The 23,616-nt window shown below is 62.5% G+C and carries 22 protein-coding genes; 14 read left to right on the top strand and 8 right to left on the bottom strand.

Translation table 11 applies throughout. From position 1 onward, the window contains the following. Window positions 1–1,272, bottom strand: a complete 1,272-nt coding sequence (locus tag J3P89_RS03320; RefSeq protein WP_434601921.1) for a glutamate-5-semialdehyde dehydrogenase — start codon at window positions 1,270–1,272, stop codon at window positions 1–3. Window positions 1,273–1,470: 198 nt separating this feature from the next. Here J3P89_RS03320 and J3P89_RS03315 point away from each other — a divergent pair, with 198 nt between their 5' ends. Both J3P89_RS03315 and J3P89_RS03310 read left to right on the top strand, forming a co-directional pair. Beyond that, window positions 1,471–2,151 (top strand): DNA-3-methyladenine glycosylase, encoded by a 681-nt coding sequence (locus J3P89_RS03315; protein ID WP_434696712.1) that lies wholly within the window; start codon window positions 1,471–1,473, stop codon window positions 2,149–2,151. Between the two features lie 221 nt (window positions 2,152–2,372). Then, a complete protein-coding gene (locus tag J3P89_RS03310) occupies window positions 2,373–3,689 on the top strand; it encodes a bifunctional DedA family/phosphatase PAP2 family protein (protein ID WP_434627950.1) in 1,317 nt (438 codons plus the stop codon). A 143-nt stretch (window positions 3,690–3,832) separates the two neighbouring features. On the opposite strand, the gene J3P89_RS03305 is transcribed toward J3P89_RS03310, so the two are convergent. The 3 genes from J3P89_RS03305 to J3P89_RS03295 are packed head-to-tail and all read right to left on the bottom strand — an operon-like array spanning window position 3,833 to window position 5,512. Then, entirely contained in the window at window positions 3,833–4,423 is a 591-nt protein-coding gene (locus tag J3P89_RS03305; protein ID WP_434571597.1) for an LON peptidase substrate-binding domain-containing protein, read from the bottom strand. A gap of 10 nt (window positions 4,424–4,433) precedes the next feature. Further along, complete coding sequence (locus J3P89_RS03300) at window positions 4,434–5,150, bottom strand: LrgB family protein (protein ID WP_305498569.1); 717 nt, start codon at window positions 5,148–5,150, stop codon at window positions 4,434–4,436. Next, window positions 5,147–5,512 (bottom strand): CidA/LrgA family protein, encoded by a 366-nt coding sequence (locus J3P89_RS03295; RefSeq protein WP_434672891.1) that lies wholly within the window; start codon window positions 5,510–5,512, stop codon window positions 5,147–5,149. The genes J3P89_RS03300 and J3P89_RS03295 overlap by 4 nt, the downstream gene beginning before the upstream one ends. 188 nt (window positions 5,513–5,700) lie before the next feature. Here J3P89_RS03295 and J3P89_RS03290 point away from each other — a divergent pair, with 188 nt between their 5' ends. From J3P89_RS03290 to J3P89_RS03280, 3 genes are all read left to right on the top strand, one after another. Next, window positions 5,701–6,156, top strand: coding sequence for a MaoC family dehydratase (locus J3P89_RS03290; protein WP_434696711.1), 456 nt, complete (start codon window positions 5,701–5,703; stop codon window positions 6,154–6,156). A gap of 93 nt (window positions 6,157–6,249) precedes the next feature. After that, complete coding sequence (locus J3P89_RS03285) at window positions 6,250–7,968, top strand: C13 family peptidase (RefSeq protein WP_434655418.1); 1,719 nt, start codon at window positions 6,250–6,252, stop codon at window positions 7,966–7,968. Window positions 7,969–7,995: 27 nt separating this feature from the next. Further along, the gene (locus J3P89_RS03280) at window positions 7,996–8,637 is read left to right on the top strand and encodes an oxidoreductase (RefSeq protein WP_434696710.1); all 642 of its coding nucleotides are present in this window, start codon (window positions 7,996–7,998) and stop codon (window positions 8,635–8,637) included. 258 nt (window positions 8,638–8,895) lie between these two features. Here J3P89_RS03280 and J3P89_RS03275 read toward each other — a convergent pair whose 3' ends face one another. The 4 genes from J3P89_RS03275 to J3P89_RS03260 all read right to left on the bottom strand — a co-directional run bounded on the left by J3P89_RS03275 (window position 8,896) and on the right by J3P89_RS03260 (window position 13,311). Beyond that, window positions 8,896–9,180, bottom strand: a complete 285-nt coding sequence (locus J3P89_RS03275) for a YceK/YidQ family lipoprotein (RefSeq protein ID WP_434571586.1) — start codon at window positions 9,178–9,180, stop codon at window positions 8,896–8,898. Beyond that, a complete protein-coding gene (gene ubiX / locus J3P89_RS03270) occupies window positions 9,173–9,820 on the bottom strand; it encodes a flavin prenyltransferase UbiX (protein ID WP_305498563.1) in 648 nt (215 codons plus the stop codon). Before ubiX ends, J3P89_RS03275 begins: the two co-directional genes overlap by 8 nt. After that, window positions 9,817–11,166, bottom strand: a complete 1,350-nt coding sequence (gene mpl / locus J3P89_RS03265) for a UDP-N-acetylmuramate:L-alanyl-gamma-D-glutamyl-meso-diaminopimelate ligase (protein WP_434696709.1) — start codon at window positions 11,164–11,166, stop codon at window positions 9,817–9,819. The genes ubiX and mpl overlap by 4 nt, the downstream gene beginning before the upstream one ends. Window positions 11,167–11,406: 240 nt before the next feature. Continuing rightward, window positions 11,407–13,311 (bottom strand): sigma-54-dependent Fis family transcriptional regulator, encoded by a 1,905-nt coding sequence (locus J3P89_RS03260; protein WP_434696708.1) that lies wholly within the window; start codon window positions 13,309–13,311, stop codon window positions 11,407–11,409. A 470-nt stretch (window positions 13,312–13,781) separates the two neighbouring features. On the opposite strand from J3P89_RS03260, the gene exaC reads away from it, so the two are divergent. From exaC to J3P89_RS03215, 9 genes are all read left to right on the top strand, one after another. Continuing rightward, window positions 13,782–15,302, top strand: a complete 1,521-nt coding sequence (gene exaC, locus J3P89_RS03255; protein WP_305498559.1) for an acetaldehyde dehydrogenase ExaC — start codon at window positions 13,782–13,784, stop codon at window positions 15,300–15,302. Window positions 15,303–15,540: 238 nt separating this feature from the next. Further along, a complete protein-coding gene (gene eat, locus J3P89_RS03250; RefSeq protein WP_434655408.1) occupies window positions 15,541–16,989 on the top strand; it encodes an ethanolamine permease in 1,449 nt (482 codons plus the stop codon). Window positions 16,990–17,046: 57 nt separating this feature from the next. Continuing rightward, window positions 17,047–18,441, top strand: coding sequence for an ethanolamine ammonia-lyase subunit EutB (locus J3P89_RS03245; protein WP_434696707.1), 1,395 nt, complete (start codon window positions 17,047–17,049; stop codon window positions 18,439–18,441). A gap of 24 nt (window positions 18,442–18,465) precedes the next feature. Next, complete coding sequence (eutC, locus tag J3P89_RS03240; protein WP_434696705.1) at window positions 18,466–19,290, top strand: ethanolamine ammonia-lyase subunit EutC; 825 nt, start codon at window positions 18,466–18,468, stop codon at window positions 19,288–19,290. Window positions 19,291–19,396: 106 nt separating this feature from the next. Beyond that, window positions 19,397–19,858: a GNAT family N-acetyltransferase gene (locus tag J3P89_RS03235; RefSeq protein ID WP_186641436.1), complete on the top strand. Its 462-nt coding sequence runs from the start codon at window positions 19,397–19,399 to the stop codon at window positions 19,856–19,858. A gap of 371 nt (window positions 19,859–20,229) precedes the next feature. Further along, window positions 20,230–20,886 (top strand): DedA family protein, encoded by a 657-nt coding sequence (locus J3P89_RS03230; RefSeq protein WP_434696703.1) that lies wholly within the window; start codon window positions 20,230–20,232, stop codon window positions 20,884–20,886. A gap of 6 nt (window positions 20,887–20,892) precedes the next feature. Then, the gene (locus tag J3P89_RS03225; RefSeq protein WP_434696702.1) at window positions 20,893–21,705 is read left to right on the top strand and encodes a zinc-dependent peptidase; all 813 of its coding nucleotides are present in this window, start codon (window positions 20,893–20,895) and stop codon (window positions 21,703–21,705) included. Between the two features lie 255 nt (window positions 21,706–21,960). Next, complete coding sequence (gene ppa, locus J3P89_RS03220) at window positions 21,961–22,488, top strand: inorganic diphosphatase (RefSeq protein WP_024780093.1); 528 nt, start codon at window positions 21,961–21,963, stop codon at window positions 22,486–22,488. 205 nt (window positions 22,489–22,693) lie between these two features. Continuing rightward, entirely contained in the window at window positions 22,694–23,425 is a 732-nt protein-coding gene (locus J3P89_RS03215) for a LexA family transcriptional regulator (protein WP_434696701.1), read from the top strand. Window positions 23,426–23,616 lie beyond the last annotated feature (191 nt).

Raw genomic sequence — 23,616 nt, 5'->3', positions numbered from 1 at the left:
TCAGGCTGGCTCCTGTCCGCGCAACTGGCCGTCGCCGACCACGATGTACTTCTCGCAGGTCAGGCCTTCCAGGCCCACCGGGCCACGGGCGTGCAGCTTATCAGTAGAAATGCCGATCTCGGCACCCAATCCGTATTCGAAGCCGTCGGCAAAACAGGTCGGGGTGTTGATCATCACCGACGCCGAGTCCACTTCAGCCACGAAGCGCCGGGTTTCGCCCTGGTGCTCGCTGACGATGGAATCGGTGTGGTGGGATCCGTGGCGATTGATGTGCTCGATGGCCTGGTCCAGCCCGTCCACCACGCGGATCGACAGGATTGGCGCGAGGTACTCGGTGTCCCAGTCCTCTGGCGTCGCGACTGCGGCCTCGATGATCGCCCGGGTGCGCTCGCAGCCACGCAGCTCGACGCCTTTTTCGCGGAACTGGGCCGCCATCGATGGCAGGAAATCCCCGGCGACGGCCTGGTCCACCAGCAGGGTCTCCATCGCGCCGCAGATGCCATAACGGTAGGTCTTGGCATTGAAGGCGATGCGCTGGGCCTTGGGCAATTCGGCGTGGGCGCTGACGTAGACATGACAGATGCCGTCCAGGTGCTTGATCACCGGTACGCGGGCGTCGCGGCTGACCCGTTCGATCAGGCCCTTGCCGCCACGCGGGACGATGACGTCGACGAACTCGGGCATGGTGATCAACGCGCCGACCGCGGCGCGGTCGGTGGTTTCCACCACTTGCACGACCGCTGCCGGCAGGTTGGCTTCGGCCAGCCCGCGCTGGATGCAGGCGGCAATCGCACGGTTCGAATGGATCGCCTCGGAACCGCCGCGCAGGATGGTCGCGTTACCCGACTTCAGGCACAGGCTCGCGGCGTCGATGGTCACGTTCGGCCGCGACTCGTAGATAATCCCGACCACACCCAGGGGCACGCGCATCTTGCCGACCTGGATACCCGACGGCCGATAGCTCATGTCGCGAATCGCCCCGACCGGGTCCGGCAGAGCCGCCACCTGACGCAGACCGACGATCATGCCGTCGATGCGTGCCGGAGTCAGCGCCAGGCGTTCGAGCATGGCCGGCTCGAGCCCATTGGCCCGGCCGGCGGCCAGATCCAGCTCGTTGGCGGCGGACAGCTCGGCGCGCGCAGCGTCCAGCGCATTGGCGGCGGCCTGCAGGGCGCGGTTTTTCTGCGCGGTGCTGGCACGGCCGATGATGCGCGACGCTTCGCGGGCGGCGCGACCCAGGCGGGTCATGTAGTCAAGAACGGACTCAGTCATGGTCTGTGTGGTCTTGGCAAAGAGGAAAGCGGCAGATTATAGCTGTCGTAACCCGCGACTAACAGCATGGACTGACAGCGGTGACCGGCGGAGAAGCAAAACCGGCATGAATCGCTAGTGTTTCCGTGAATGTTCAGCGGTAATTAAGCTTTCCATTGTTATCATCTCGCTACTTTTGGCCCTGTTCCGTCCATGACCATGACCGATTCGCCTCCGATGCCCACTGCTTTGCCACACGCTTTTTTTGATCGCGACGCCCAGGAGCTTGCCAAGGATCTGCTGGGCAAGGTGATTCGCCACAAGGTTGGCGACCTGTGGCTGAGCGCGAGGATCATCGAGACCGAAGCGTACTACTTCGCCGAAAAGGGCAGCCACGCCTCGTTGGGCTACACGGAAAAGCGTAAGGCTTTGTTTCTGGATGGTGGCCACATCTATATGTACTACGCGCGGGGCGGCGATTCGCTGAATTTCAGCGCCCAAGGCCCGGGCAATGCCGTATTGATCAAATCGGCGTATCCCTGGGTGGACGCCATCAGCGGCCCGGCAAGCCTGGCGCAGATGTTGTTGAACAACCCCGATGCCCAAGGCCGGCCACGCACGCCGCAGAAACTTTGTGCCGGACAGACCTTGCTGTGCAAGGCGCTGGGCCTGAAAGTGCCGGACTGGGACGCCAGACGCTTCGACCCTGAACGGCTGCTGGTGGAGGATGTGGGGGTGCCAACGATCAATGTGATCCAGACCACTCGCCTGGGCATCCCGCTGGGACGAGACGAGCACCTGCTTTACCGCTTCGTCGACGCCGCCTACGCGCCATGGTGCACCCGCAACCCGTTGCGACGCGGACAGGTCGAGGGACGGGATTATTTTCTGCTTTCCTGAATCGACAATTTGCCCTGTGGGAGCGAGCCTGCTCGCGAAGAGGACAGTCCTTGCACCATTGATGTTGACTGATACACCGCTTTCGCGAGCAAGCTCGCTCCCACATTGAATCTTCAGTGGACGCGGATTTTGGTTACACCCGGAATAACCTTGTGGGAGCGAGCAGGCTCGCTCCTACGGTAAAAAAACATGCGGTTTGAACAATAAATGGAGTTGTCCTTATGGGCCCTTGGCTCGATAGCATTACCGGCTGGCTGACCGTCAACCCGCAATGGCTGGCGGTGGCGGTGTTTGTCGTTGCTTGTATTGAATGCCTGGCCATCGCCGGGTTGATCGTGCCGGGCACCGTGCTGTTATTCGCGATTGCGGTGCTGGCCGGCAGCGGCGCTTTGTCCCTGGGCGAGACATTGCTGCTAGGCCTTTTGGGGGGACTGCTGGGAGATCTGGTGTCCTATTTCCTCGGCCGGCATTTCCACCAGAACATCCGGCGCCTGCCGGGGCTGCGGCAACATCCGGAATGGATGAGCGCGGCCGAGAGCTACTTCCAGCGCTATGGCATCGCCAGCCTGCTGGTGGGGCGGTTTATCGGCCCGTTGAGGCCGATGCTGCCGATGGTAGCCGGGATGTGCGACATGCCGTTCCCGCGTTTTGCCGCCGTCAGCGTGCTCGCCGCGGCAGGCTGGACCGTGGCCTACCTGCTGCCGGGCTGGGCCACCGGCGCGGCGTTCCGCCTGCCGTTGCCCGAAGGTTTCTGGCCGCAGGCCGGCGTGGTCATCGGCAGCATCGCCGTGATGCTCGGGCTGAGTGTCAACAGCAGCCTGCGGCGTCATCGCCATGCCTCAGCGATCATCGCAAGTGTCGGTCTGGCGATCCTGATCGGCCTGTTTGTCGGCTTTCGTTACCTCACAGCCTTCGACCAGGGCCTGATGACCCTGGTGCAGGAGCATCGCAGCGCGACCCTGGACGAGATCGCCGTGACGTTCACGCTGATCGGTGAATTCCGCTACATGTTGATCGTCTGCAGCCTGGTGACCGTGTTGCTGCTGTTTGCACGACAATGGCGGCAGGCAATCTTTGCCGGCGGCACGATGCTGCTTACGGCCCTGGCCAACACTGGCTTGAAACTGTTTTTCGCCCGCGTGCGCCCTGAGATCCTCAGCGAACCCTTGACCAGCTACAGCATGCCCAGCGGCCACGCCTCCGGCGCTTTCGCCCTGTTCCTGAGCCTGGCGATACTGGCCGGTCGCGGCCAACCACCGCGCCTGCGCCTGACCTGGCTACTGCTCGGCTCGTTACCTGCGCTGGCGATTGCGTTGTCGCGGGTGTACCTCGGCGCCCACTGGCCGAGCGACATTGTCGCCGGTGCCGTGCTCGCCGCCACGGTCTGCGCCGCTGTCCTGTGGCTGAGCCAGCGCCAGGAACCGTTGCGCGCCATGTCGCCGAAAGTCTGGTGGCTGGTCCTGCCGGCGCTGGCGGCGGCGTTCAGCTTCTTCGCCCTGCGGCACCTGCCGCATGCGATGTTGCGGTATGCCTACTAAAGCGCAGACGCCGCCCCAACCTGTGGGAGCGAGCCTGCTCGCGAAAGCGGAGTGTCATTCAGCACATCCGCCAGCTGATCCACCGCTTTCGCGAGCAGGCTCGCTCCCACAGAGGTCCGCGTTGATCTGACGGTATAAGCACCTTAGGCAAACAGCTCACCCTGCAACTCATCCAGCAAGGCCTGGATCGCATCCAGGCGCTGCTGCGGGTCGTCGAGCTGCAGCAGGTCGATCTTGTCCAGTTCGTTGAACGGCAGCAGGTAAGCCAATTGATTGGCCAGTGACTGCTGACCGGTGGCCTCGGTGCCCATGTTCAGCGCTTCGACCATCGGGTGTTCCGCCAGGGCCCTGAGCAGCGCCACCAGGTCGGCATCCTCGTCCTGCAGCGGTTGCTCCGGTTCGTCTTCCAGCCACTCGATTTCAGCGACAGTCAGTTGATCCGGCTGGACACTGCTGGCATGCACGATAAAGCGCCGGCCGCCTTGCACACGAATCCCCAGCAGGCCGTTGTCCTGCTGGGAGAAGTCGGTAATCAGCGCCTCGCAGCCCACCCGGGCATAACCGTCGGGCGCGATACCGACCTCTTCGCCGTCAAGGATGCAGACCACCCCGAAGCCTTCGCCTTTTTTCATGCAGCGCCCGATCATATCGAGGTAACGCGCCTCGAATATCTGCAGGTCGAGGATGCAACCGGGAAACAGCACGGTGTTCAATGGGAAAAGCGGCAAGCTCATAACCTGTTCCTTAGACCGTCATCGACACCACCAGCGGCAGCAGCACCGCCGTGGCCACGCCCATCAGACTCATCGCCAGCGCCGCGAAGGCACCGGACTCCTCGCTTTCCTGCAAGGCCACCGACGTACCCACCGCATGGGCAGTCAGCCCCAAGGCGATGCCCCGGGCCTCAGGGCTATGGACACCGAGCCGGGTCAGAATACTCGGGCCGAGGATCGCGCCGAGCACCCCGGTGATCAGCACGAACACCGCCGCCATCGCCGCCACGCCACCGATCTGCTCGGCCACCAGCATGGCGATCGGCGAGGTGACCGATTTCGGCGCCATGGTCATCAGAATCATGTGCTCGGCGCCAAAAGCCCAGCCCAGCACCACCGCAGAGCCGGTGGCAAACACCCCGCCTATCACCAGCGTAGTAAAAATCGGCCAGAACAATTGGCGGATTCGCCGCAGGTTCAGGTACAACGGCACCGCCAACGCCACGGTCGCGGGGCCCAGCAAAATGCTGAGGATTTCGGTGCTTTTGCGATATTCCGCGTAGCTGATGCCGCAGCCGACCAGCACGACAATCAACAGCACCATCGACATCAATACCGGCTGCAGGAACACCCAACGGGTCTTTTCGTACGCCGCCAGCACCAACTGGTAGGCGCCCAGGGTAATGCCGATGCCGAACAGTGGATGGTGAATCACCGACGTCCAGGCCCCCTGCCAATCGAACATCATCGGGCATCCTCCGGCTCGACGATATGGCGCCGGGCCAAACGTTGCATCAGCACGCCCGTCAGCGCCACGGAGAGCACCAGCGACAACACCAGCGCGCCAACGATGGCCCAGAAGTCGGCAGCGATCGCCCGGGCATAGACCATCACGCCCACCGCCGGCGGCACCAGCAGCAACGGCAGATAACGCAGCAGGCTGCCAGCGGCAAGGTTCAACGGCTCGCTGACTTCGCCACGGACGATCAGATAGCCCAGCAACAGCAGCAGCCCAATGATCGGTCCCGGCAGGATCGGCAGGAACAAATGATTGATGGCGGTGCCCAGCAATTGGAACAGCACCAGCCAGGTCAGGCCCCGTAGCAACATCCGTTCTCTCCCCTGTAACACGTGTTCAAGCATGCGCGCGCATTATAAACACGCCCGCGCTATGGGTCGGCATTCGTAAAAAGCATGGTCGATGACCTGCCCCGCCGGTCATGTTGATCTACAGTGGTTTGCGGGGACACAGATCCCCGTTCCAGAAAAATAGAACAGATGACCCCAGGAGAGTCTCAATGCCCTACGTTCCCGTTGCAGAGCTCAAGGATTATGTCGGCAAGGAACTTGGATACTCCGACTGGCTGACCATCGACCAGGGGCGTATCAACCTGTTCGCCGAAGCCACCGGCGACTTCCAGTTCATCCACGTCGATCCGGTCAACGCCGCGCAGACCCCGTTCGGCAGCACGATCGCCCACGGGTTCCTGTCGCTGTCGCTGATGCCCAAGCTGATGGAAGACATCCTGCTCCTTCCTGAGGGGGTGAAGATGGTGATCAACTACGGGCTGGACAGCGTGCGCTTCATCCAGCCAGTGAAAGTCGGTTCCAAGGTCCGGCTCAAGGTCGACCTGGTGGACGTTACCGAGAAGAAACCTGGCCAATGGCTGCTCAAGGCCACCGCCACCCTGGAAATCGAAGGCTCGGAAAAACCGGCCTATATCGCCGAGCCGCTGTCACTCTGCTTCGTATAGGCCCTTGCGGTCGCGAAACCGCTCATGCAGTTTCGCATCGCTTCAACGCGCATAGCTGCGGCATACTCGTCGCCTGATTACCTGGATCCCGTTATGCGCGCACTTGTACCCCTGACCCTGACCCTCCTGCTCACCGCCTGCGGAAACGGCGAATCACCGCTGCCCCCAGACGCACGCCTGCCCGATGGCGGACGCTATCGCGGCGATCTGGTAGACGGGCTGTTGCAGGGCCAGGGACGCATCGACTATCCCAACGGCAGCTGGTACGCCGGACAGTTCGACAAGGGCCAGTGGCACGGCACCGGGGAATGGCATGGCAGCAATGGCGAGGTCTATCGCGGCCAGTTCCAGCATGGCCTGTTCCACGGCCAGGGCAGCCTGACCACACCGACCAGCAGCTACACCGGCGGTTTCAAGTTGGGCCGGCGGGACGGTGAAGGCACGCTCAAGGAAAACGGCGTGACCTACCGGGGCGAGTTCAAGGCCGACCGCTACTCCGGTCTCGGCCGCCTGGAACTCGACGACGGCAGCCAGTACCAGGGCCCGTTCGTCAACGGCAAGCCCAACGGCGAAGGTCAGCGCTTCGACGCCAGCGGCAACCAGTTCACCGGCCATTTCGTCGACGGCCAGCTCCAGGGCAAGGGCACGTTCAACAGCGCCGAAGGCGACGTCTACATCGGCGGCTTCAGGAATAACCAGCTCAACGGCCGCGGTCGCTACGAAAACGCCGATGGCGATGTCTGGATCGGCCAGTTCAAGGACGGTGCGCTGACCGGCAAGGGTGAACTGATCGGTGCCGATGGCAGCCACTACCGTGGGCGCTTCAATGACTGGCGCTTCACCGGCGAAGGTCGCCTGAACCTGCCCGACGGCAGCTTTTACATCGGCCAGTTCGAAGGCGACAGCTACCACGGGCGCGGCACGCTGGTGCTGACCGACGGCACCGTACAGAGCGGCACCTGGGCCAACGGCCAACGAATACGTGACGCCGACGGCAGGCTGTTGCCCGATGTGCTCGAACTCGGCCTGCTGGCCCAGGGTCGCCTGCTGGATGAGGCCCTCGCCAACATCCCGGCCTCGACGTCGGCGGTGGAGCTGTACAGCCTGACCCTGGGCGGCGATGGCAAGCAAAGCGTGTTCCTGCGTGAGTCCGACTACGTCGCCAACATGCTCGCCAGCCGTTTTGGCGCGTTCGGCCAGATTCGCCTGGTGAACCATCGCGATCACCTCGGCGACCGGCCCATGGCCACTCGTGAAAACCTGCGCCGTGCCGCCGCCACGCTGGCCGAACGCAGCGGCCCGGAAGACCTGGTGTTCATCTACCTGACCAGCCACGGCAGCAGCGAACATGAACTGGTACTCGACCAGCCGCGCATGGAACTGGCCGACCTGCCCGCCGACGAGTTGGCCGCGGTGCTGGCGCCGCTGAAGAATCGCGACAAGATCATTGTGATCTCGGCCTGTTATTCCGGCGGTTTCATCCCCGCGCTCAAGGACGAACGGACCCTGGTCATGACCGCCTCCCGGGCCGACCGAGTGTCTTTCGGCTGCTCCGAGGAGGCCAACTTCACCTACTTCGGCGATGCCTTGTTCGCCCAGGCGCTGAACCAGACCGACGATCTGGAACAAGCCTTCAAGCGGGCCAAGGGCATCGTTGCCGAACGGGAGCAGGCGGACAATTTCGAAGCGTCCGAACCGCAGATGTGGGCGCCCCGGACCGTGCTTTCTCATTGGCAATTGCTGCGCAAGCAACAGGCGCGAAAAGCATTGCAAAGTGCTGCGTTGAACGACGAGGCTAAAAAGAGCAACTAAGCTGAACCGTATCAAGGGGGAAACACTATGTACTTGACGCCTCAGCATGTTTTGCTCGCCGGCGCGACCGGATTGACCGGGGAACATCTACTGGACCGGCTGCTGAACGAGCCGACCATCACGCGGGTACTTGCGCCTTCCCGCCGGCCATTGGCCGAGCACCCGCACCTGGAAAACCCGGTTGGGGAACCGGCCGAACTGCTGCCACGGCTTGGCGGCCAGGTCGACATCGCCTTCTGCTGCCTCGGCACGACCATCAAGAAAGCCGGCTCCGAATCGGCCTTCCGCGCGGTCGACCTGGACATGGTGGTGGCCTTCGCCAAACGCGCGCGTGAATTGGGCGCACGGCACCTGGTGGTGATCAGCGCCCTCGGGGCCGACCCGAAATCGTCGATTTTCTACAACCGGGTCAAGGGTGAAATGGAAGCTGCGCTCCGCACGCAGGATTGGCCGCAACTGACCATCTGCCGACCTTCGTTGCTGTTGGGCGACCGGGTTGAACCACGCCTGGCCGAGCAATTGGCCGGCCCGTTGTCCAAGCTGATCCCCGGCAAATACCACGGCATCGAAGCCTGCCAACTGGCCAGGGCCATGTGGCGACTTGCGCTGGAGGAGCAAGATGGGGTGCGGGTAGTGGAGTCGGATGAGTTGCGCAAGCTGGGCAAATGATCATGTGGCGCCTGGCCGGGCGTCTTCGCGAGCAGGCTCGCTCCCACAAGGATCGCATTCAACGAGGCCCTGTGGGAGCGAGCCTGCTCGCGAAGGGCGCAACACGATCCAAAGCCAGGTATTCATCGTGGCGAGGGAGCTTGCTCCCGCTCGACTGCGCAGCAGTCGCCCTCGGTTCTGGATCAGCCTGAAAAGCTGGGGGCTGCTTTGCAGCCCAGCGGGAGCAAGCTCCCTCGCCACGGGGTCCAGTGGTGTCTATTACATCCCACCGGTCGCTTGAAACCCCACGCCAATCACCGTCAGCAACGACAACGGCAACAGCAACGTATCCAGCAGCGCACTCCCCGGCAAATCGAGACCCGGATAGCTCGGCGCCTCGGCGCCAAAACGGTCCTTGGCGCAGCAACCGCCGTTGAGCGCGTACATGTCCAGCCGCGTCCCCGCATACACCACCGGCGCTCCCGGCTTGGCGGCGTCGAGGGTGCGGGCAGTGGCGCAGCCGGTCAGTTGCAACACCAGCAACACCGCCAGCAGCTTATTCATCGCTGCCCGGATGATGCTCGCCCCAACGTGGCAGCATGTCTTGCGGCAGGTTCAGCAAGTTGAGGATCCGCGCGACCACAAAATCGATCAGGTCGTCGATGGTCTGCGGCTGATGGTAGAAGCCCGGCGAGGCCGGCAGGATGGTCACGCCCATGTTCGACAGCTTGAGCATGTGCTCCAGGTGAATGCTCGAATACGGCGCTTCCCGCGGCACCAGGATCAACTGGCGGCGCTCCTTGAGCGTGACGTCCGCCGCCCGCTCGATCAGGTTGTTGCAGGCCCCGGTGGCGATCGCCGACAGCGTACCGGTGGAACACGGCACCACGACCATCGCCGCCGGCGCGCCGGAGCCTGAAGCCACCGGTGACATCCAGTCTTCCTTGCCATACACACGAATCTGCCCTGCCGCCGCACCGGTGTACTCAGTGAGAAAGGCCTGCATCATCTGCGTCTTGGGTGGCAACGTCACGTCGGTCTCGGTGGCCATCACCAACTGCGCGGCCTTGGAGATGAGGAAGTGCACCTCGCGATCCTCACGCACCAGGCAATCGAGCAGGCGCAAGCCGTACTGGGCGCCGGAAGCGCCGGTCATTGCCAGCGTGATGCGTTCGGGGCCGTTGCTCTCCAAGCGAGTATTCATTTCAGTGCCTCGGCGAGTTTGCCGTGCAGGCCGCCGAAGCCGCCGTTGCTCATGATCACCACATGGGTGCCGGGCTGGGCCTGGCTCTTCACGCGCTCGATGATGCCCTCCAGGGAATTGCTGACAATCGACGGCACCGTGCACAGCGCAGCCGTGGCGCCGAGGTCCCAGCCGAGGTTGGCCGGCGCGTACCAGATCACCTGGTCGGCATCGACCACGCTTTCCGGCAGGCCGTCGCGGTGAGCGCCGAGTTTCATGGAATTGGAGCGCGGCTCGATGATCGCAATCAGCGGCGCATCGCCGATGCGCTTGCGCAGACCGTCGAGAGTGGTGGCAATAGCGGTCGGATGGTGGGCGAAGTCGTCATAAATGGTGATGCCGTTCACCTCGGCGACTTTCTCCATCCGCCGTTTCACACTCTTGAACGCGCTCAACGCGGCGATGCCCATGGACGGCACCACCCCGACGTGCCGGGCCGCCGCCAGCGTCGCCAGGGCGTTGGCGACGTTGTGCTGGCCGGTCATGTCCCATTCGACCACGCCTTGGGACTGGCCTTCGAACATGACTTCGAACGCCGAACCGTCATCCTTGAGCAGCTTGACCTGCCACTGACCGCCCGCCCCGGTGGTCTGCACCGGGGTCCAGCAGCCCATTTCAATGACCCGCTGCAAGGCCGGCTCGGTGGTCGGGTGGATGACCAGGCCGTCACTTGGGATGGTCCGCACCAAATGGTGGAATTGGCGCTCGATGGCCGGGAGATCGGGGAAGATGTCAGCGTGGTCGAACTCAAGATTGTTGAGGATCGCCGTGCGCGGGCGGTAGTGCACGAATTTCGAGCGTTTATCGAAAAACGCGCTGTCGTATTCATCGGCCTCGATCACGAAGAATGGCGTGCCACCGAGGCGCGCCGACACCGAAAAGTTCTGCGGCACGCCACCGATCAGGAAACCCGGGCTCATGCCCGCATGTTCCAGCACCCAGGCGAGCATGCTGCTGGTAGTGGTCTTGCCGTGAGTGCCGGCGACGGCCAGGACCCAACGGCCCTGCAACACATGATCGGCCAGCCACTGCGGCCCCGACACGTACGGCAAGCCTTTGTTGAGCACGTATTCCACCGCCGGGTTGCCACGGGACATGGCGTTGCCGATGACCACCAGGTCCGGCGCCGGGTCCAGTTGCGCCGGGTCGTAACCTTGGGTCAGCTCAATGCCCTGAGCCTCCAGCTGTGTGCTCATCGGCGGGTAGACGTTGGCGTCGGAACCGGTTACATGATGGCCCAGTTCCTTGGCCAGGACCGCCATCGAACCCATGAAAGTGCCGCAAATACCGAGAATATGGATGTGCATAGTCGACCTCGTAAACATGGCCGCAGGTTAGCGTAGGGAGGGGGAAATCGCACCTTGTGTTTCGAACTTATCCGCGCCAGAACACCGCAGACTCCTGCTGGAGCACAGGTTTTTGTGGCGAGGGAGCTTGCTCCCGCTGGGCTGCAAAGCAGCTCCAAGCTTCCTTCACTCTGAAACCAAAGGCGACTGCTGCGCAGCCGAGCGGGAGCAAGCTCCCTCGCCACAAAAGCAGTCCGTAGCTCAGCGGGCAATCGCGTGTTTGCGCAGCTTGCGGTAGAGGGTATTGCGGCTAATCCCCAGCTGTTCGGCAGTGTGGGTCATGTGCCAACGCTGACGTTCCAGCGCATCGAGCAACGCCAGGCGCTCGGCATCTTCCAACGGATGCTCGGTCGGGGTTTCGACCACCGCAACCGGGCGTTGGCGAATCATCGCCGGCAGATCCTCCAGCCCAATCCGCCCGCCGTCGCACAACGCCGCAAGAGTCCGCAGCACATTGCGCAACTGCCGCACGTTGCCCGGCCAGTCGAACGCCAGCAGCGCCTGGCGCGCCGGTTCATCGATGGACACCGTCTCGGCACCGCTCTCCTCGGCCAGAAGGAAATCCAGCAACTGGGATTTGTCGCTGCGCTCGCGTAACGCCGGCAGCGGGATTTCCAGGCCGTTGAGGCGGTAGTACAAATCCTCGCGAAAACTGCCGTCGGCCACCCGGTCAAGTAGTTGCCGGTGAGTGGCGCTGATGATGCGCACGTTCACCGCCTCGGGTTCGCCGCCGATGGGTACTACCTGACGATCCTCCAGCACCCGTAGCAAACGGGTCTGCAAGGCCAGGGGCATGTCGCCGATTTCATCGAGAAACAGCGTGCCACCGTCGGCCTGTTGCAGTTTGCCACGCATGCCTTCCTTGCGCGCGCCGGTGAAACTGCCGCCGCGATAACCAAACAACTCGCTCTCGATCAGGCTTTCCGGAATCGCGGCGCAATTGAGCGCGACGAAGTTTTTCCCGGCGCGCTGGCTGGCGTGGTGCACGGCCTTGGCAAACGCTTCCTTGCCGGAACCGGTTTCGCCCTGGATCAGCAGCGGCACATCGCGCTCGAACACCCGCAAAGCCTTGCGAAAATATTCCTGCAACGCCGCGTCCCCCAGGCAGATGCCCGGCAGACGGGCGGGCTCGACAGCCTTGAGCACAGGCGCGACCGCAGCCGGCACGCTACGAGCTTGCCCACGCAGGACCGCGAACAAGTGCCGACCGTCACGGGTGCGCAGCGGCCAGCTGGCGCTGGCCTGGGCGCTGGCCCGACCCAGCAACTCATCCAGCGAACAGTCGAAAAAGTCCTCGACCCGCTGGCCGAGCAAGCCACCGCGAAGGTGCCCGAGCAGGTTCAGCGCGCTCTGGTTGACTGCACAGATGCGTCCTTCGCCGTCGAACGCCAAAAGCCCTTCGCTGAACAACCCCACGGACTCGGCCTGCAGATGAAAGCGCAGCAGCCATTGATTATCGAAACAACGAAGGAAATAACAGCTCTCGATCATCTTCGCCGAGAGATTGACCAGGGCCATGGTGTGAAACTGGCTCTGGCGCGATACGTCCGGCCGCGCCGAGGACACGTCGAGCACCGCCAGCAGCTCGCCATGAGGGTCGAACACCGGGCTCGCCGAGCAGGTCAGGCCGGTGTGGCGGCCGCGAAAATGTTCTTCCTGGTGGATGGTCAGGGCCTGGCGTTCCACCAGGCAGGTACCGATGCCGTTGGTGCCTTCACAGGCTTCGCTCCAGTCGGCGCCGAGCCAGAGGCCGGCCCGTTCGAAAATCTTCCGTTCGCTGGGGGCGGTGACGCAATTGAGGATCACGCCCCGGGCATCGGTCAACAGCACCGCATGGCCGGCGCCGGACAATTGCTGGTGCAGGCTGGTCATCTCGGTACCGGCGATATGCAGAACCTGCTGCAGGCGCTCGCGACTTTCCAGCAACCGGCCATGCTCGAGCACGGTCGGCGCCAGGTTCTGCGCCGGGTCGAGGTGATAGTCCTCGAGGCAGCGCAGCCAGGAACGGGCAATCGACGGATCGCGGCCAGGCCCCTGCAAATGGGCCTTGCCCTGGGTGACCGTGAGGACTTGCCGGGCATGGCGACTCAAATGGTTGCTGTGCATTTCTTATTGTTCTCCCGAAGGACCCTTTGGACCTGCCGACACCTTACCCGTGGCGAGGGAGCTTGCTCCCGCTGGGCTGCGCAGCAGACCCAAAACCTGAGCACGCGGTGCATCAGGCTGACCGAGTTGGCTTTGGGGGGACTGCTTCGCGGTCCAGCGGGAGCAAGCCCCCTCGCCACGAAAAGCGGTCCGTCCATAGACTTGGCTTCAACGCCAGCATCCTCCAGCCCAACCACCTTTGCAATGCTGGCGCGACCTGCCAGTCACAGACTGTCTCGCCGATGGCACAAACTGTCACACCCGCCGTATCGCAACCGTGACACAGCCCCTCCGTTTGTCCGACCAGCTCCTCCCAAAGTCTTGATTTACGGGCCCCACAAGGCAATGGCCCGACCTTTGCTCTAGGCTTGAGTACCAGCGCGTTTTTTGCGCGGCTCCCTAATAAGCACAAAAGCCAAGGAGAACTCATCATGCGTTACGCTCACCCCGGTACTGAAGGCGCTATCGTTTCGTTCAAGGCCAAATACGGTAACTACATCGGCGGCGAGTTCGTCGCGCCTGTCAAAGGTCAGTACTTCACCAACACTTCCCCGGTCAATGGCCAGCCCATTGCAGAATTTCCACGTTCCACCGCCGAAGACATCGACAAAGCCCTCGACGCTGCCCACGCGGCCGCTGATGCCTGGGGCGCCACGTCGGTCCAGGCGCGTTCGCTGATCCTGCTGAAAATCGCCGACCGCATCGAACAGAACCTCGAAACCCTGGCGATCACCGAATCCTGGGACAACGGCAAGGCCGTGCGTGAAACCCTCAACGCCGACATCCCCCTGGCCGCCGACCACTTCCGCTACTTCGCCGGTTGCCTGCGGGCCCAGGAAGGCGCCGCCGCCGAGATCGACGGCAACACCGTGGCCTATCACATCCATGAACCGCTGGGCGTGGTCGGGCAGATCATCCCGTGGAACTTCCCGCTGTTGATGGCCGCCTGGAAACTCGCGCCGGCCCTGGCCGCCGGCAACTGCGTGGTGCTCAAGCCCGCCGAACAGACCCCGCTGGGCATCTGCGTGCTCATGGAGCTGATCGGCGACCTGCTGCCGCCGGGCGTGCTGAACGTGGTGCAAGGTTTCGGCAAGGAAGCCGGCGAAGCCCTCGCCACCAGCAAACGCATCGCCAAGATCGCCTTCACCGGCTCGACACCGGTCGGCTCGCACATCATGAAATGCGCCGCCGAAAACATCATCCCGTCCACCGTGGAACTGGGCGGCAAGTCGCCGAACATCTTCTTCGAAGACATCATGCAGGCCGAGCCGAGCTTCATCGAAAAAGCCGCCGAAGGCCTGGTGCTAGCGTTCTTCAACCAGGGTGAAGTCTGCACCTGCCCATCCCGGGCGCTGGTGCAAGAGTCGATCTACGACGAATTCATGCAAGTGGTGATGAAGAAGATCCAGCAGATCAAGCGCGGCGACCCGCTGGACACCGACACCATGGTCGGCGCCCAGGCGTCCGAGCAGCAATTCGACAAGATCCTGTCTTACCTGGAAATCGCCCGGGGCGAAGGCGCCGAGCTGCTGACCGGCGGCAAGGTGGAAAAACTCGAAGGCAACCTGGCCAGTGGTTATTACATCCAGCCGACCCTGCTCAAGGGCACCAACAAGATGCGCGTGTTCCAAGAGGAAATCTTCGGCCCGGTGGTGAGCATCACCACCTTCAAGGATGAAGCCGAAGCCCTGGCGATCGCCAACGACACCGAGTTCGGCCTCGGCGCCGGCCTCTGGACCCGCGACATCAACCGCGCCTACCGCATGGGCCGGGCGATCAAGGCGGGTCGCGTCTGGACCAACTGCTACCACCTGTACCCGGCGCATGCCGCGTTTGGCGGCTACAAGAAGTCCGGCGTGGGGCGTGAGACGCACAAGATGATGCTCGACCATTACCAGCAAACCAAGAATCTGCTGGTGAGCTACGACATCAATCCGTTGGGGTTCTTCTAAGCCAGAGAGTGCGAGACAGGCTTTCCTGCTTCGCCCTCTGGATTGCTTTCGCGAGCAGGCTCGCTCCCACAGGGATCTGTGGATAACTCTTCTTTGGGTTGGCATAGATCCACTGTGGGAGCGAGCCTGCTCGCGAAGGCGGCGGTCCAGCTTGCATCCATGCTGCATGCAACACACCGGTTCCAAGAGCAGCCCCGCTCCAACAGGGCCAAAAAACAATAAAAACAGGTAAACCCTTATGCCAAGCGATCATGCAAACCCGCAACCGGCAACGGCCTCGGTCGACTTTGAAAAAGTCGGCTCCGAATATTTCCAACAACGCGAGCTGAAAAAAGGCGCGGCAGGCTGGGTCCTGCTCGTGGGGCTGGGGGTGGCATATGTCATCTCCGGCGACTACGCCGGCTGGAACTTCGGCCTGGCCCAGGGCGGCTGGGGCGGGATGTTCCTCGCCACGCTGCTGATGGCCGCGATGTACTTGTGCATGTGTTTTTCCCTCGCCGAGCTGTCCTCGATGATCCCCACCGCTGGCGGCGGCTACGGCTTTGCCCGCAGCGCATTCGGGCCCTGGGGCGGATTCCTCACCGGCACGGCGATCCTGATCGAATACGCCATCGCCCCGGCGGCGATTGCCGTGTTCATCGGCGCTTATTGCCAATCGCTGTTCGGGATTGGCGGCTGGATGATCTACCTGGCGTTCTACATCATCTTCATCGCCATCCACATATTCGGGGTCGGCGAAGCCCTCAAGCTGATGTTCATTATCACTGCTGTCGCCGCCTTGGCGCTGGGGGTTTTCCTGGTGGCGATGGTGCCGCACTTCAACGTCGCCAACCTGCTGGACATCCCGGTCACCGAGGCCAAGGGCGCCAGCCCGTTCTTGCCCTTCGGCTACGTCGGCGTCTGGGCGGCGATCCCTTACGCGATCTGGTTTTTCCTCGCCGTCGAGGGCGTGCCACTGGCCGCAGAAGAAACCAAGAACCCCAAGCGCGACCTGCCGCGCGGCCTGATTGGCGCCATGCTGGTGCTGGTGGCGTTCGCCCTGCTGATCCTGGTGATCGGCCCCGGCGGCGCAGGCTCCAACGCGCTGATGGCGTCCGGCAACCCACTGGTGGAAGCCCTGGCCAAGGCCTATGGCGGCTCGACCTGGATGGGCAGCTTCGTCAACCTCGTTGGCCTGGCCGGTCTGATTGCCAGTTTCTTCTCGATCATTTACGCCTACTCGCGGCAAATCTTCGCCTTGTCCCGCGCCGGCTACCTGCCGCGCAAACTCTCGGAAACCAATAAAAGCAAAGCACCGGTGTTGGCGCTGGTGATTCCCGGCATCATCGGTTTCGGCCTGTCCCTGACTGGCCAGGGCGACCTGCTGATTCTGGTGGCGGTGTTCGGCGCGACCATTTCGTACGTGCTGATGATGGCCGCGCACATCACCCTGCGCATCCGCCGCCCCAAAATGGACCGGCCATACCGCACGCCGGGCGGCATCTTCACCTCGGGCGTGGCGCTGGTATTGGCTTGCATCGCCGTAGTGGCGGGCTTCCTGGTGGACCCACGAGTAGTGATCGGCGCCGCGATCATCTATGGAGTGTTAATTGCTTACTTTGCTTTCTACAGTCGGCATCACTTGGTAGCAGGTACGCCCGAAGAGGAATTCGCGGCCATTCAAAAAGCCGAAGAAGCCCTGCACTAAGCCGTAACGTGCCGAAAACCACGGCGCCGCCCAGCGGCGCCGTCACGGAGAACCTGTATGGCCAGCTTTGCACACACGGTCGGCGCCCAGACCTACCGCTTCGACAGCCTCAAAGACCTGATGGCCAAGGCCAGCCCGGCGCGTTCCGGGGACTTCCTGGCAGAGATCGCCGCGCTCAATGATGGCGAGCGGGTGGCCGCGCAAATGGCCTTGGCCGACTTGCCACTCAGCCATTTCATGCAGGAAATGCTGATTCCCTACGAGGCTGACGAGGTCACCCGGCTGATCGTCGACACCCATGACAAACAGGCCTTCGCCGCCGTCAGCCACCTCACGGTCGGGGGCTTTCGCGACTGGCTGCTCAGCGACGCCGCCGACGAACACAGCCTGCGGGCGCTGGCTCCCGGGCTGACGCCGGAAATGGTCGCCGCCGTCTCGAAGATCATGCGCGTGCAGGACCTGGTACTGGTTGCACAGAAAATCCGCGTGGTCACCAAATTCCGCGGCACCCTTGGCCTGCGCGGGCGCCTGTCCACTCGCCTGCAACCGAACCATCCGACCGACGAACCCGCCGGCATCGCCGCGAGCATCCTCGACGGCCTGCTCTTCGGCAATGGCGACGCCATGATCGGCATCAACCCGGCCACCGACAGCACGGCCTCGATCTGCGCGATGCTGGAAATGCTCGACGCCATCATCCAGCGCTACGACATCCCGACCCAAGGCTGCGTGCTGACCCACGTCACCACCTCCATCGAGGCGGCAAACCGCGGCGTGCCGCTGGATCTGGTGTTCCAGTCCATCGCCGGCACCGAAGCGGCCAACGCCAGTTTCGGCATCAGCCTGAGCCTGTTAAAAGAAGGCTACGAAGCCGGGCTCAGCCTGAAGCGCGGCACCCTCGGCAACAACCTGATGTATTTCGAAACCGGCCAGGGCAGCGCGCTGTCGGCCAACGCCCACCACGGCGTCGATCAACAGACCTGCGAGACCCGGGCCTACGCCGTGGCGCGCCATTTCAACCCGTTCCTGGTGAACACGGTGGTCGGTTTCATCGGTCCGGAATACCTGTACAACGGCAAACAGATCATCCGCGCCGGCCTCGAAGATCATTTCTGCGGCAAGCTCCTGGGCGTGCCGATGGGTTGTGACATCTGCTACACCAACCACGCCGAAGCCGACCAGGACGATATGGACACCCTGCTGACCCTGCTGGGCGTGGCCGGGATCAACTTCATCATGGGCATCCCCGGCTCCGACGACATCATGCTCAACTACCAGACCACCTCGTTCCACGACGCCCTCTACGCCCGCCAGACCCTGGGCCTGAAACCGGCGCCGGAATTCGAGCAATGGCTGGCGAACATGGGCATCTTCACCCAGGCCGATGGTCGGGTGCGGTTCGGTGACAACCTGCCGCCGGCGTTTCGTCACGCCTTGGCGCATTTGGGATGAGCTGCATTTATGAGTGAGTTGCCCATGGATAAAAAACCTGTCGATCCACAAAACCCCTGGCTGAATCTGCGCAACCTGACCCCGGCACGCATCGCCCTGGGCCGCACCGGCACCAGCCTGCCGACCTCGGCGCAACTGGATTTCCAGTTCGCCCACGCCCAGGCCCGCGACGCCGTGCACCTGGCGTTCGATCACCAGGGCATCCGTGCACAACTCACGGAGCGCGGCCACGAAAGCCTGCTGCTTCACAGCGCGGCGGCAGATCGAAACAGCTATCTGCAGCGTCCGGACCTGGGTCGACGGCTCGACGATGCTTCCGTACAGATCCTGCAGGACTACGCGGCGGCCCACCCGGGCGGCGTGGATTTGGCTATCGTGGTGGCTGACGGCCTGTCGGCGCTGGCGGTGCATCGCCATACGCTGCCGTTCCTGGCGCGACTGGAAGAACAGATCACCGCTGAAGGCTGGTCTGTGTCGCCAATCGTTTTGGTGGAACAAGGCCGGGTGGCCGTGGCCGATGAAGTGGCCGAACGGCTCGGCGCGAAGATGTCGGTGATCCTGATCGGCGAACGCCCCGGCCTCAGCTCCCCCGACAGCCTGGGACTTTATTTCACCTACGCCCCCAAGGTTGGCCTGAACGATGCCTATCGCAACTGCATCTCCAATGTCCGCCTCGAAGGCCTGAGCTACGGCATGGCGGCGCATCGCCTGATCTACCTGATGCGCGAGGCCTGTCGCCGGCAGCTTTCGGGAGTCAATCTGAAGGACGAAGCCCAGGTTCACACTCTAGAGGCGGAAAACGGTGCCGATATGAAAGGTAATTTCCTACTGGCGCCGCCCCCAAGCTGATCCGTTTGGCCAATTGCGTTTTTGATCCGCTTTCAGGCAGCATCTTGGCACGGTAGTCCGCCGTTGTTGTCGGACGCCATGTCGACCCTTGCAGACGAGACCTACCATGCGGATTATCCAAGCGACGCTGGAACACCTGGACCTGCTGACCCCATTGTTCGTCAAATACCGGGAATTCTATGGCTCGTTGCCCTATCCGGACTCGTCCCGGGCGTTCCTCGAAAAACGCCTGCGCCGCAAGGAATCCGTTATCTACCTGGCCCTGCCGGATGACGACGACAGCCGGTTGCTGGGGTTCTGCCAGCTCTACCCAAGCTATTCGTCGCTGTCGCTCAAGCGCGTATGGATCCTCAACGACATCTACGTCGCCGAAGACGCCCGCCGCCAGCTCGTCGCCGACAACCTGATCCGCACCGCAAAAAAAATGGCCAAGGAAACCAACGCCGTGCGCATGCGCGTCTCCACCAGCAGCAACAACGACGTGGCGCAGAAAACCTACGAATCGATTGGCTTCAAGGAAGACACCGAGTTCAAGAACTACGTGTTGCCGATCAGCGAAGGGCTTTGATCCCTCTGGGCTGCCCGCAACAGCCCTGGCCTGAGGCCTGACTCAGCTCCCCGTGGAGAGGGAGCTTGCTCCCGCTGGGCTGCGCAGCAGCCCCAAAACCTGAGCATGTAGTGCACCAAGCCGACCGAGTAGGCTGCTTTGGGGACCGCTTCGCGATCCAGCGAGAGCGAGCTCCCTCGCCACAAAAGCAGCCGACGTCTCATCCAGCCATTCCCCAGAAATCCCCAGCTACAAACTCCCCCCGCTCACCACCCCCCACCCCGTATAATCCCGATCTTCCCGGCTTGTAAGAAAAAGCGCCAAACGCTGTAGTCTTACTCCAAGCCAGACCCTCCAGCCCGCAGAGCCGGGCCGCCACCAAGGTGTTATGCATGGATTTCAACCCACTCGACCTCATTCTGCATCTCGACGTCTACCTCGACATGCTGGTGACCAACTACGGGACGTGGATCTACGCCATCCTGTTCCTGGTGATCTTCTGTGAAACCGGCCTGGTAGTGATGCCGTTCCTGCCGGGCGATTCCCTGTTATTCATCGCCGGCGCCGTGGCAGCCGGTGGCGCCATGGACCCGCTGCTGCTCGGGGGCCTGTTGATGCTCGCGGCAATCCTCGGCGACAGCACCAACTACATCATCGGCCGCACCGCCGGCGAGAAGCTGTTCAGCAACCCGAACTCGAAAATCTTCCGCCGCGACTACTTGCAACAGACCCACGACTTCTACGACAAACACGGCGGCAAGACCGTGACCCTGGCGCGCTTCCTGCCGATCATCCGCACCTTCGCGCCCTTCGTCGCCGGCGTCGGCAGAATGCCCTACCCGCGTTTCTTCGGCTTCAGCGTCCTCGGCACTGTGCTCTGGGTCGGTGGCCTGGTGACCCTCGGCTACTTCTTCGGCAACGTGCCCTTCATCAAGCAGAACCTGTCGCTGCTGGTAGTGGGCATCATCCTGCTGTCGCTGCTGCCGATGATCATCGGCCTGGTACGCAGCAAAATGAGCCAGCGCGGCTCGAAAGCCGAGACGCGCTGATCGGCCATGTGGTCTCTCAGCACCTGGCGTCGCCGCCGCACCCTGGCCAAACACCCCGTTGCCGACGAAACCTGGCAGCGGGTGCGCCATCAACTGAGCTTTCTCGACGGTATCAGTGCCGAGGAAGACCGATGGCTGCGTGACGCCAGCGTGCTGTTCCTGCACGACAAACACCTCACCGCCCTGCCCGGCGTCGAACTGCACCAGGAACAACGCCTGTTGCTTGCCGCCCAGGCGCAACTGCCGCTGATGCACCTCGGCGAGTTGAACTGGTACCAGGGCTTTCACGAAATCGTTCTCTACCCGGACGACTTCCTCAGCCCCCAGCGCTACCGCGACGCCAGCGGCATCGAACACGAATGGGACGGCGAACACAGCGGCGAAGCCTGGCCCCAGGGCCCGATCATCCTGGCCTGGGACGGCGTGATGGCGAGCGGCGGCTGGGAAGGCTACAACCTGGTGATCCACGAACTGGCGCACAAACTCGACATGCTCAACGGCGACGCCAACGGCCTGCCGCCGCTGCACGCCGACATGCGCGTCAGCGACTGGGCGCAAGCCATGCAAGAGGCCTTCGACGATCTCAACCGCCAACTGGACCTGAACCCCGACGCAGAAACCGCCATCGATCCCTACGCGGCGGAAAACCCGGCGGAGTTCTTCGCCGTCACCAGCGAGTACTTCTTCAGCGCCCCGGACCTGCTGCATCAGGCCTACCCAAAGGTGTACGAACAGCTCAAGGCGTTCTACCGCCAGGCCCCGTTGGCCCGGCTGCGGCAACTTCAGGCCGAAGATCCGGTCTATCAGGCGTCATACTAAGGTCTCTAGGGTTTGTACGAAAAGTCGCCGAGCGGCGATCAGGCAAGGCGAAAACAGGCGAGGAAGCGGAGTTGACTGGTTGTCAATGAGCATTCCGAGCCTGTTTTCAACGCAGCATGATCGTCGCGCAGGCACTTTTCGTACAAAGCCTAAGACCCTGGTAGCGTGGCATCAGCGGCCGAATATGCCTATAATCGCCGCCACTTTTTGGTCAATCCGACCAGTCATCTGGTCAACTAACGGGGGCACCGCCCAATGAGCTACAGCAAGATTCCGGCTGGCAAAGACCTGCCGAACGACATCTACGTCGCGATCGAAATCCCGGCCAACCACGCCCCGATCAAATACGAAATCGACAAAGACAGCGATTGCCTGTTCGTTGACCGTTTCATGGCCACCCCGATGTTCTACCCGGCCAACTACGGTTACATCCCCAACACCCTGGCCGACGACGGCGACCCCCTCGACGTACTGGTCGTGACCCCTTACCCGGTTGCGCCAGGCTCGGTCATCCGCGCCCGTCCTGTCGGCATCCTGAACATGACCGACGACGGCGGCGGCGATGCCAAAGTCATCGCGGTACCACACGACAAACTGTCGCAACTGTATGTCGACGTGAAGGAATACACCGACCTGCCAGCCCTGCTGATCCAGCAGATCGAACACTTCTTCGAGAACTACAAAGACCTCGAAAAAGGCAAGTGGGTCAAGATCGAAGGCTGGGCCGGCGCCGACGCCGCCCGCGAAGCGATCACCAAGTCGGTTGCCGCCTACAAGGGCTGAAACTGCAAGTAAAAGAACCCCGGTATGCACCGGGGTTTTTTTATGCCTTAATGCCGCTTAATACGTGAAAGTATTAACATGGCCACCCAATTGTTTATTTATGTTTAACTTGCCTAGTTACATTCAGGCAAACGGAAAGATCATCTTATAAATCGGAACGACATGTTTATTGCTGAAAACACAGTCGGCCCTAAACTTTCCGTTTATGAAAATCATATCCAGCGGCGATCGCTTCAGAGCCCTTCTCAAAGAAGCCAACATCCGATCTGTCGACTTCGCCAGGCTTTACGGCGTGAAGTCGCAGCACGTAAACAACTGGTTCAACCGCGGCATCCCGCCGGGGCGCATCCACAACATTGCCCGCATGCTGACCGTCAGCCCTGAATGGCTCGCCAGCGGTGAAGGCCCGCAAACCCCGTTGGGGCTCGGCCCGGGCATCACCTACGACGCCGCGGAAACCCAGGGCGTCTACAGCGTGCCGGAAACCCTCGACATCGAACTGCCCTTCCACAAGGAAGCGCCCATCGCCCCCGGCGAAACCACAACGCACATCATCGAAGACCCCGACCAGTCCATCCGTCTGCCCCGCAGCCACCTCGAATCCCTCGACATCAACCCCAACGACGTCATTTGCATCACCATGGTCGGCGACAGCATGGCCGAACGCATCGAAGATGGTTCCACAGTCGCCATCGACCGCGGCCTGACCCAAGTCGTCGACGGCCAGATCTACGCCCTCGAACACGACGGCATGCTCCGCATCAAATACCTGCACCGCATCCCCGGCAACCGACTGCGCCTGCGCAGCCAGAACAGCGCCGCCTACCCCGACGAAGTCTTCAGCGCCGAACAGATCGAAGCCCAGAACATCCGCGTGATCGGCTGGGTCTTCTGGTGGTCCACCCTCTCGAAAAAACGACCGCAGGTGTTCGACTGACCCACGCGGCTCCTACCAACACAGCTCCCCCGTGGCGAGGGAGCTTGCTCCCGCTGGGCTGCGCAGCAGCCCCTGCTTTTTACCTGCATTCCGCTAACCCAATGATTCCACACCACTTACCACTGGGATTCCGAAGCAAACCCGCGTATCCTGCGCCCCACATTTGCGAGCCCACGCCTCGCACTGACAAG

This window comes from Pseudomonas sp. Z1-14 (assembly GCF_051132005.1).
Classification (GTDB): domain Bacteria; phylum Pseudomonadota; class Gammaproteobacteria; order Pseudomonadales; family Pseudomonadaceae; genus Aquipseudomonas.
The sequence above is the reverse complement of the archived record's forward strand: the minus strand, read 5'-3'. Positions and strand labels throughout refer to the sequence as shown.